The sequence below is a fragment of the Companilactobacillus nuruki genome (assembly GCF_002872255.1).
In the GTDB taxonomy this organism is placed as follows: Bacteria; Bacillota; Bacilli; order Lactobacillales; family Lactobacillaceae; genus Companilactobacillus; species Companilactobacillus nuruki.
The window spans coordinates 1-10,152 of record NZ_NIPR01000055.1 but is presented as its reverse complement, the minus strand read 5'-3'; the positions used below and the strand labels follow the sequence as shown (position 1 = coordinate 10,152).

The following is a 10,152-nucleotide window of genomic DNA, read 5'->3' as shown; positions in this document are numbered from 1 at the left end:
GAAAAAAAGAGTTAGATCTAGTTGAATTAAGATTCAATAATAAAAAGAATCTGACAATTGTTGTAAATAATTTAGTGGCAGTTCTTTTTACATTTGTTGCGTTTCCGAGATTAGAATTTTCTAGCAGTGCCAATGAAAGATTTAATATGCTCCTGCCGGGACATGCTTGGAATCAACTGGCAATTGTAGCATTGATTTTTAATTTTCCTTATTTACGAAAGAAAACTTCAGTAAAGTTAACGTATTTGTTTGTTGTTAGTTGGTTTCTAATAAACGGAGAGCGTGCAGACATTACAGGCTTAGTTTTTGGTATTACTATTTATATATTAATGAAGAAAAGTGGTCAAAAGGATCTTGGTAAGATATTACGTGCTTTTTTAATTTTTCTGTTTTTATTTTTATTTCTGGTATTGCTTAACAGTATTGCCACACTCCGAAATGGACAAGAGGTTACGTTTCTTAGTGAAGTTAAAGGATTATTAACTACTCCAACGACATCTGATGTGGGATACCTTTTTAATGTTGCGATTGATTATGAACAGTGTTTTGGAACTTTAAAAGGCCAACTTTTAAAGGCAAATTTAATTTCTGCAATACCTTTTACTTCACCTTCAGGATTCAATACTTTTACTGAAGCAGTTAAATATGTTAATCCTGGTGGAGAACCTATATTGGCGATGCCCATTATGGATTTTGGAATTAAAGGAATTTATTTTGTATCTATATTAGATTTCCTCTTTTTCAGAATTTTTGTTCAATATAAAAATCTATTTTTTAAATATGAGTTTATTTTGATGCTTAGTTCCATTCCAAGAATGGTTTGGTATGGAAGAAGTTATACTTATAATAGTATTTTATTTTTTGTTCCCATTTTATTTATCGTGAATTACTTTATTGATAAATATAGAATATAGCAAGTAGGTTAAAATTTATGAAACTAAAGATAAGTAAATCAGCTAGTAATATTTCACTGTTGTATATTATGAGTATTACACAAGTAATCTTGCCGCTAGTAACGTTACCATATTTAGCAAGAATTTTTACAGTATCAAATTATGGTGTCATTAGCTATGTAAAATCTGTAGTGGTTTATGCTAATTTGATAATGCAATTTGGCTTTTTGATATCAGGAACACGAGAAATTGTTGAAGCAAAAGGAAATATAGAAAAAATTGGGAAAATTGTTGGAAAGATTACGCAAGCAAAACTGTTATTATCTGTAATAGCTTTTATTGTCCTTTTGATAATGATTAAAACCATTCCTATATTGAACAAACATGCTATATTTACAATAATAATGTTTTGCCCACTTTTTTTAGATACTTTTATATATGAATATCTCTTTCGTGGTCTAGAAAAAATGAACATAGTAACAATGAGGTATCTAATTTCTAAAGGAATTGCGGTAGCACTTACTTTTGCAATTATAAGAAATAATGGTGATTTAAGCAAATTACCATTATTAGATGTTTTAGGCTCATTGATTGCAGTATTCTGGGTAAATTTTGAAATAAAAAGGCTAAAAATAAAAATAACTTTTGATAGTTTTAATAATGTTATAAGCGCCTTACGTGAATCAAGTATATATTTTATATCAGATATGTCAGGTACAGCTTTCAATGCTCTAAATACGGTTTGTGTTGGGATCTTTTTATCAGCACGCGATGTCGCCTTTTGGGCATTAATAATGCAATTCATTGGTGCTATTCAAAGTTTGTATAACCCAATTCAAGATGGAATATATCCTGAAATGGTTAAAAAAAGGGATTTAAAATTATTCAGAAAAATTATTTTGTTTTTCAGTCCTTTAGTTCTATTAGGATGCTTAATAACATTTCTAGGAGCCCCACTGATACTTACGATCGTAGGGGGAGAAAAATATAAAGCGGCTTCTTTTTTGATGCGATTATCTGTTCCTTTGCTTTTTATCTTATTTTTGACTATTTTGCACGGATGGCCCCTGCTAGGACCAATAGGCAAAGTTAAAGAAGTAACATTTTCTACTGTAATGGGGGCTGTTTGCCAGGTTATGGGACTTGTGATCTTGGTGTCCTGTCATTTAATGACGCTGTTTTGGATAATGGTCCTAAGGACTTTAAGTCAAGTAGTAATCCTACTTATGCGCTTAGGATACTTTAATAAATATAAGTATCTTTATAATAAAAAGAAATGATTGTGAGGAGTCAAAATGTTTTTTTTTCATCGCTTGAATATGACTTTGAGAAGATGGCTATTAATTGGCTATTATAAGTTTATTTTCGGTAAAAAAGTAATTTTTAAACGTGGATTTAGATCCAGAGGGTGTTTTTCGTTGTTTGTAACAGATAAAGCGCAAATTGTTTTTGGAAAAAATGTCTTTGTAAACAATGGCTTGTCTATTTCAGCAAATAAATCCGTTATTATTGGTGATAATAGTATTCTTGGAGAAAATGTTAAAATCTATGATCAAAATCATAGATTTAGAAATAAGAAAGTAACAATTTCTAAGCAAGGCTTTAATACTTCCGAAGTTAGTATTGGAGAAAATTGTTGGATAGGGAGTAATGTAACTATTTTAAAAGGAGTTCATATTGGAAATAACTCTATAGTTGGTGCTAACTGCCTAATATATAAAGATATTCCAGAAAATTCTATCGTAAAATTACATGAGGAACTTACGATTACTACTTATTAATGCATAAAAGATTTCTGAATTGTATAGAAATAGGGAATGCCTTCCCTTATGATATTTAGTAACCACAGAAAACATCACAGGAGGCCTTCCCCATGAATGAACTTACCACAGAACTTATCGCTGCACTAGCCCAAAAGCAAGATTTGGACGAAGTTTTTCGTCACCACCTCGAAATTGCGATTAACCAGCTGCTTCAAACCGAATTGGCAGAGTTTTTGGGTTACGAACTTAATTATCTTGGGACAGTTTACTTTAATAAATATTGCAATTTTAAGAGGATTTACAGAATTTGTTTTATTAACTTCAAGATCGGTATATTGTTGGCGTTACCGGCAAGAATTTAGTGATTATGAAAATGGGGTTATTTAAATCAGATACTAATGCGATGAATTCTTGTTTAGGCTCACAAAATTTTTTTAGGGGGAAATAATATTTGATATCAAGAAAATTTATATTTACGTCTTATGGAATGTCTTTTTTTTCACTGTTCACTTTTTTTTATTGTTTATACAGTAATTCTAATGATCTTTATCAATATCTTTTTATAATTCCATTAATTTATTCAATTGCTAATATTACATTTACTGTTTTTTTAATCCGCACAGAAACATATGGGTTAAATATAATTTTTTATGTAGCCTATGTACTAATATTTATTAGATATGTGTTGACCCCCTTTTTCACTATCTTCTCAGGTAAATTTATTTCCTGGGGCTGGGGACCTAATCCTTTAAAAGAATCAATGCTATTTGCTGAGATATTAATGAGCTTAGAGCTAATTATCATTTATTGCACACAATATTTTTCTATAAAATACTATAGTAAAAGATATAGAAATATTTTTAATAATCAAGCGAAGTCTTTTACTAAGAATAATTGTGATCACTTATTGGTATTATCTGTTTATGCTCTTTTTTCGGGCACTCTTGTATTGTGTTTTCAACCATCTCTGTTATCCATCGGTTCCTTAATAAAAAATGCTATCACAAATGATCCCACTATTTTTACTGGGAATAATAATTTATATGGTGCGTTCACTATTCTTTCAGATACTTTTAAAAAAGTAATAGTGATTATTTTATTTATACTATTACATAAATCATACATAAAAAATAAAGGCCATTTATATTATTTTCATCTATTTTGGGGAATATCCATAATCCTTTTAAGTGTACTTTTGAATATGGGTTACAATCGCTTAAGAATTATTTTTGCACTTGTTTTGGGCTTGTATTTTACTAGATATATTTTGGGGAAAATCCCGCTAACATTTTATGTAGTTTTAAGCATGGGCTTAATAATTCCGGTAATTTTAATTTCGATTAATAAATTTTCTTATGCTCTTTCTTTGAGTACTAGTCCTGTAAAATCAGTGATTGCAACTATGAGCGGGCAATTTCAAGATTATTTTTCAGGACCAAGGTTAGTTGGCCAAATGATAGATATGAAGAAATATGGCAGCTTTAATATTAATATAAGCACATTTATCAATGACTTTACCGGGAGTTTACCTTTCATTTCAAATTATGTAAATCAGGCAAATCGGATTAACTATTACTTTAATATTTTTAATGGTATGAGTAATCAATCACTGATTGCTCCGATTTCGGGAATAGGATATGTTTACTTTCCTGCGTTTCCTTTTTTGTTTTCTATAATTTTTGAGCATTATGTTATTAAATTAGATTTTTTAATGACTAGATCAAATAAGATATCATATAAATATATATATGCATATATGGGTTATGTTTGTTCCATGTGTATGGGATATAGTACACAAAACATATATGCTGAATTTATAAGTGATTTTATTCCTTTAATCATTCTATTAAAATTAAATGATGTGACATTTAAAGCAAGGATGGGAGAAAATAAGGGCAAATTTCTTATTGGTATGAATAATACTAAAAACAATTAGAGATTTTAAAATAGGAGTAGTATATGAAATTTTCTGTAATTGTACCTGTATATAACATAGAGAATTATTTATCAATGTGCATTGATAGTGTTTTAAAGCAACGGTTTTATGATTATGAATTGATTTTAATTGATGATGGCTCCACAGATCATAGTGGAGAAGTATGCGATCAATATTCCAAATTGCATAAACAAGTTAAAACGATACATAAAGAGAATGGAGGCCTCTCAGAAGTACGTAACCTTGGAATAGGTATGTCTAGCGGAGAATATATCATATTTCTTGACGGAGATGATATGCTCAAAAATGATGCATTATATAATATATATTCCTTAATTAATAATCATAATTATAATGTTATTATTGGAAATAGAACAAATTGGTGTCCTGACAATGAATACGTTAGTTATGATCTTACTGAATTTCAACAAAATGGTATTAATACTATGAGCTCTTTATGTGAACATATAGTAAAAAGGGGATTACAACTTCCATGGCCAGCATACCAGACTATATATAATAGGATGTTTTTACTAAAATCCCACGTTAAATTTAATATTAAGAATTCTGGGGCAGAAGATGCCGAATTCTTTTTTGAAATTATTCCAAAAATACATTCATTTAAAGTCACATCGTTATCTTTTGTAAATTATCGTCTTAACCGGGAGGGATCTATAAATAATACAAAAACGTATAAAACAGTAATAAGTCAGTTACTAACTTTTAGAAAAGCGTACAATAATGCTAGTGGTTTTGAAACCCCAAAGTTGATGAAGATGTATTTTGCTAATTGTTATACTAGTATAGCACCTCAAGCAATCTTAATCCAAAATAGCCATGACAGGGCAACATGCATAAATTTTATTAAAAACAATAAAAATATTATTCAATCTTCTAACGGCTTTAAATATGTATTAGCTAAAATAATATGGCATATTTTTGGGTACAAAGCAGGTTCTCAAATAATTTGGAAGTTAAGCTTTAGCTTTAAGAGAATTAGGGACCATTTTAATATAGTTAATATTCGAAAATTTTAACGTTACTTGTGCAATAGAGAGAGTAAAATAAATAGGGAAATATTAGGTAATACTATATGAATAGAAAAAGTTTATCCATTAGAAATGCAGCCTATGGATTTTTATCACAAGGAATCATAATAATAGGACAATTTACTTTACAAACTATTTTTATCAAAAACCTATCCATTAGCTATTTAGGTGCAAATGGACTTTTTACAAATTTGATAAGTTTCTTATCTTTTGCTGAATTAGGTATTGGAAGTGCAATTACATTTTCGTTGTATAAGCCATTGGCGTTAAGTGACTATCAGCAAGTTAATTCGGCATTTTAAGCAGATCTTTGATTAATTTGGGATAGGTCTGATGCCAGTTGTTGGCGAACTCATTCAGTTTCAGTTCGGCTGCTTCACGGTTGGCGGCCCGATGAACTTGTTTAAAGTCACTGATCACGGCCTTGCGGTCTTTTACGCGAACTTTGTTCATCAGATTCCGCCCAACATGAACCAGGCAACGTTATCGTTTGGCTTTAGGGAAATGCCGATTCAAGCCTTCATCCAAACCAACAGCACATCTTTAACGCCCTGCTTGATCAAGGTTCCCAGCAGTTCAGTCCAGATTCCAGTCGATTCCGTTGGCGCCACTTGGTAGTTCAGCACTTCTTTCGTACCATCTGGACGAATGCCAATCGCAATATGAACGGCTTCTTTTTGAACGGTATCCCGCTTTAACGGCAAGTAAGTGGAATCTAAGAAGATGGCCGCATATTGTGAAGCCAGTCGACGTTGCTGGAAAGCTTGAACCTGTTCATTGACGGCTTTAGTCATGTTGGAAACCGTAGCTTTGGAGTAGTGAGCACCGTACATTTTCTCAATGAGTTCGGCAATTTCAGCAGTGGTAATTCCCTTAGAGTATACAACTGAATGACCGTTGTTTCTAAATTATCACTGTGCCGACCGTAGGCTGGCAAGGTATGATTTTCAAACCGGCCATTGCGATCTCGAGGTAAGTTGGCCGTACTTCGTATCAAACGAGCGCTCATAACTGCCGTTGCGGTTATTACCAGTGTTAATCCCAGCGTATGAGTAGCGTTCGTAACCCAAAAACTCTGCCAATTCGGTTTGAAGCAGCTGGTTAATCGCAATTTCGAGGTGGTGACGAAAAACTTCGTCCAAATCTTGCTTTTGGGCTAGTGCAGCGATAATTTCTGTGGTAAGTTCATTCATGGGGAATGCCTCCTGTGATGTTTTCTGTGATTACTAAATATCATAAGGGAAGGCATTCCCTATTTCTATACAATTCAGAAATCTTTTATGCATTTACACAAGATATTTTACGCTCTCAAAAGATTTGTTAAAGTTCCGTTATTACTACTTTTTTGTGATAGTTTTGATAAAAATGCTTATAATTGAAATTTAGTTTTCAAAAATATGTATTTAAGGAAGAATTTATAAATTATCGCAATATTTTTAATTCAATTAATAATGAAAGTAGATGATGAATTATTAACCATATTTCAAAATTATTTGCCTGGGTATTATTAGGAATTTCAGCCTTATCAATTTGTTTTTTATGTTTTAACCCAACCTTACCTATTAAATTGCCATCGTCAAATCAAGCTATTAGCTTTATGATGATTGGTAAGGCACCAGTTGCTTACATTCCCTTTCAAGAATTAGATCAATTAGGATTCTGGCTAAACATCATTATGACTTGTCCCTTAGGAATATTTACCTATATTTTATTCTCTCCCAAATTCAAAATTTCTCATGTGATTACAACTGGAATCCTTATTGGATTCACTATCGAATTTATTCAATTTATAACAGACAATTTGGCAATAACACATCGTTGGGTAGATATAAATGACGTGCTTGCTAATACTTTAGGATTTGTAGTTGGTTATTATCTATCAAAGTTAATTGATAAATAACCCGTAGGTAAATTTATTTGGGTCTAGAATTTTTGGTGTTGGAAAGTATTTCCATTCCAAAAGTACTAGGCCCTAATTTAAAAAGCCATTGATAATGGATCAAAAACGGCCACTAGGGTATACCCTATTGGCCTTTTTTATTTCTGTGCTATACTAGGAATTACAAGTGTTCATTAGAACTGTCCAAAAGGAGAACTGAAAATGGCTAAAATCGGTTATGCGCGTGTGAGTTCCAAGGAGCAACATTTAGATCGACAGTTAGCGGCTTTAAAAGACGTTGATAAATTATTTACGGATAAATTAAGTGGGGCTAACACTAATCGGCCAGAACTGCAAAAAATGCTGGCCTATATTCGTGAGGGAGATATTGTCCTGGTCACTGAATTAGATCGCTTAGGCAGAAACAACCATGATTTGACTAAGATCATGAACTCCATTCAAAATAAGGGTGCCACCCTAGATGTGTTGAATTTACCGTCCATGACAGGGATTGCTGACCCAAATTTACGTCAACTGATGACCAACTTGATTATTGAACTCTATAAGTATCAGGCCGAAAGTGAACGTAAGCGAATCATTGAGCGCCAGCAGCAAGGGATTGCCTTAGCTAAGCAGCAGGGTAAATATCATGGGCGCAAACCCCAATACACCCAAGACGATCCCCGCTTGCAACACGCTTTTAAGCTTTATCAAACGGGTATGAGTGATGTAGATGTTGCCCGTAATACAGGGATTAAACGGACGACCTTTATCAGATATCGAAAGAAATTCAATATACAAAGATGATGTTTACATGAGAGAATCATAGCAGAGCGGACCACTTGAAACTTCTAACTCCACTAAAATCCGAGAAATGACCAAGAAAAATGACAACTCTTCGAATATTGTTACTTCAAATTAAAATCAAAAATGATTACCTTAAAAATTGAGGTTTTTTAATTAAAATAATATTATTTTATGCTGTGTTATCCGCAATTCTAAATCTGGATCATAGTGATATTTGATAGCTTTGTAGCAGTATGTAAATAAAATTATTATTCTGATAAAGGCAAGCAACGATTGACAATTCTGAGCGTTATTTTTCGAATCATGGCGTTTTTATATTACAATGATCCTAGAAAAAGTAAAGTTATGGAGGCGATTAGATGAGTGATTTGGATCAGACAAACAGCTATCGATACGTCATTGTTGGTGGCGGAGTGGTTGCTGGCTATGCCGTCAAGGGAATTCGACAGGAAGATTCAGAGGGTGAGATCTTAATTATTTCGCAAGAGGCGGATGTCCCATATGAACGACCGGCACTGAGTAAAAAACTATGGCTAGATGATGAATTTACTGAAGAGAACATTCAGATTGGTGCTGAAAATTATCCCAATGTGACTTTTAAGTTCAAGACAACGGTTACGGCTATTAATCGGCAAGATAAGGTCATTACATTGGACGATAGTGAGCAAATCAAGTATGAACAGCTATTGCTAGCAACTGGCGGAGAACCTAGACAAATCCAGGGACCTTCTGATCCACATGTGCTAGTCTTTAGACAGTGGTCAGATTATCGCAAGTTACGTAAATTTAGTGGTCCGAACAAGCGAGTTGTGATCATTGGTGGTGGATATGTTGGTACAGAGCTCGCATCGTCACTGACCCAAAATGAGACTGAAGTTACGATGATTTTTCCAGAAAAAGCACTGGGTGAGGGTAAATTTCCTGAGCCTATTCGGACTGAGTATGAAGCCACGTTCAAACGCAATGGTGTCACACTGATGAGTGGTCAGTTTGTCCAATCATATCAACGCCAAGGTGACCACTTGACTCTATTGACAAAGGATGGTACGGTGATCGCAGCCGATACGATCATTGTTGGGTTAGGCGTTACGCCGCGGATTAGTTTAGCTGAAGACAGTTGTTTGGATTTAGCTGATGGTGGTGTGAAAGTTAATGAGTATCTCAATACTAGTGACCCAGCCATCTGGTCTGCTGGAGATATTGCCTCTTATCCAGATCACATCTTGGGTCGGCAACGGATTGAGCACGTGGACCATGCCCGACTTTCTGGTGAATTAGTTGGCCGTAATATGGCAGGTGCTCACATGAGCTATCAGCATACCCCATACTTCTATTCCATGATTTTTGATATTTCCTGGCAAGCAATCGGTAATATTGATCCTAAATTGCAATTGATTTTTGATCGGCGAACGCATGGATCGCTTGTCTATTTCATAGATACCGATAAGTTAGTTGGTGTTTTAGTTTGGAATGTTAAGGTGAATCTTGATGATGTTCGCGCATTGCTTGCGAACGCTCCAGCTACAGATGATCTGGTGGGCTCCATTCGAGAGAAGAAGGCTTAGTATCTGGATGAGATATCGGTGAATCATTGCGTCATCACGAATGTACTTTAGAACAAAATGGCCATCATTAACGATGGCTCAGTAGCAAATTAACGGCCTTCATCTTAATTGATGAGGGCTTTTTATTGTTTACATTAATCTTAACTTTAGTTATACTGCGTGTGCCCGAGATAATTAGGCTGTTCGTCAAATCAAGTTGATGGCGGTTCAAGTTAACAGTTAGACCATAAATGGTCTAGCTGTTTTTTTATTTAGCTGTT

General features: G+C 33.6%; 9 protein-coding genes and 2 pseudogenes. 10 read left to right on the top strand and 1 reads right to left on the bottom strand.

The window, feature by feature from the left end; genetic code table 11:
* From CBP76_RS13255 to CBP76_RS11505, 7 genes and pseudogenes are all read left to right on the top strand, one after another.
* Nucleotides 1-914: hypothetical protein (locus tag CBP76_RS13255; protein ID WP_166667264.1), on the top strand; the 914-nt coding region annotated here is incomplete at its 5' end.
* A gap of 17 nt (nucleotides 915-931) precedes the next feature.
* Entirely contained in the window at nucleotides 932-2,173 is a 1,242-nt protein-coding gene (locus CBP76_RS11530; protein WP_102197011.1) for an oligosaccharide flippase family protein, read from the top strand.
* A gap of 15 nt (nucleotides 2,174-2,188) precedes the next feature.
* Nucleotides 2,189-2,674: an acyltransferase gene (locus tag CBP76_RS11525; RefSeq protein ID WP_217350218.1), complete on the top strand. Its 486-nt coding sequence runs from the start codon at nucleotides 2,189-2,191 to the stop codon at nucleotides 2,672-2,674.
* Nucleotides 2,675-2,766: 92 nt separating this feature from the next.
* Nucleotides 2,767-2,901, top strand: a pseudogene (locus CBP76_RS13405) (IS256 family transposase); the annotation flags it as partial.
* Between the two features lie 206 nt (nucleotides 2,902-3,107).
* The gene (locus CBP76_RS11515) at nucleotides 3,108-4,592 is read left to right on the top strand and encodes a hypothetical protein (RefSeq protein ID WP_102197010.1); all 1,485 of its coding nucleotides are present in this window, start codon (nucleotides 3,108-3,110) and stop codon (nucleotides 4,590-4,592) included.
* Nucleotides 4,593-4,615: 23 nt separating this feature from the next.
* A complete protein-coding gene (locus tag CBP76_RS11510; protein WP_102197009.1) occupies nucleotides 4,616-5,629 on the top strand; it encodes a glycosyltransferase family 2 protein in 1,014 nt (337 codons plus the stop codon).
* Nucleotides 5,630-5,685: 56 nt separating this feature from the next.
* Nucleotides 5,686-5,943, top strand: a complete 258-nt coding sequence (locus CBP76_RS11505) for a hypothetical protein (protein WP_102197008.1) — start codon at nucleotides 5,686-5,688, stop codon at nucleotides 5,941-5,943.
* Here CBP76_RS11505 and CBP76_RS11500 read toward each other — a convergent pair.
* Nucleotides 5,930-6,834, bottom strand: a pseudogene (locus CBP76_RS11500) (IS256 family transposase); the annotation flags it as partial. The gene CBP76_RS11505 and the pseudogene CBP76_RS11500 sit on opposite strands and share 14 nt — an antisense overlap.
* 374 nt (nucleotides 6,835-7,208) lie before the next feature.
* Here CBP76_RS11500 and CBP76_RS11495 point away from each other — a divergent pair.
* From CBP76_RS11495 to CBP76_RS11480, 3 genes are all read left to right on the top strand, one after another.
* Complete coding sequence (locus tag CBP76_RS11495) at nucleotides 7,209-7,541, top strand: VanZ family protein (RefSeq protein WP_158298625.1); 333 nt, start codon at nucleotides 7,209-7,211, stop codon at nucleotides 7,539-7,541.
* A gap of 201 nt (nucleotides 7,542-7,742) precedes the next feature.
* Complete coding sequence (locus tag CBP76_RS11485) at nucleotides 7,743-8,327, top strand: recombinase family protein (RefSeq protein WP_102197006.1); 585 nt, start codon at nucleotides 7,743-7,745, stop codon at nucleotides 8,325-8,327.
* Between the two features lie 359 nt (nucleotides 8,328-8,686).
* On the top strand, nucleotides 8,687-9,892 hold the full coding sequence (locus CBP76_RS11480) for an NAD(P)/FAD-dependent oxidoreductase (protein WP_102197005.1): 1,206 nt from the start codon (nucleotides 8,687-8,689) through the stop codon (nucleotides 9,890-9,892).
* Nucleotides 9,893-10,152: the final 260 nt, after the last annotated feature.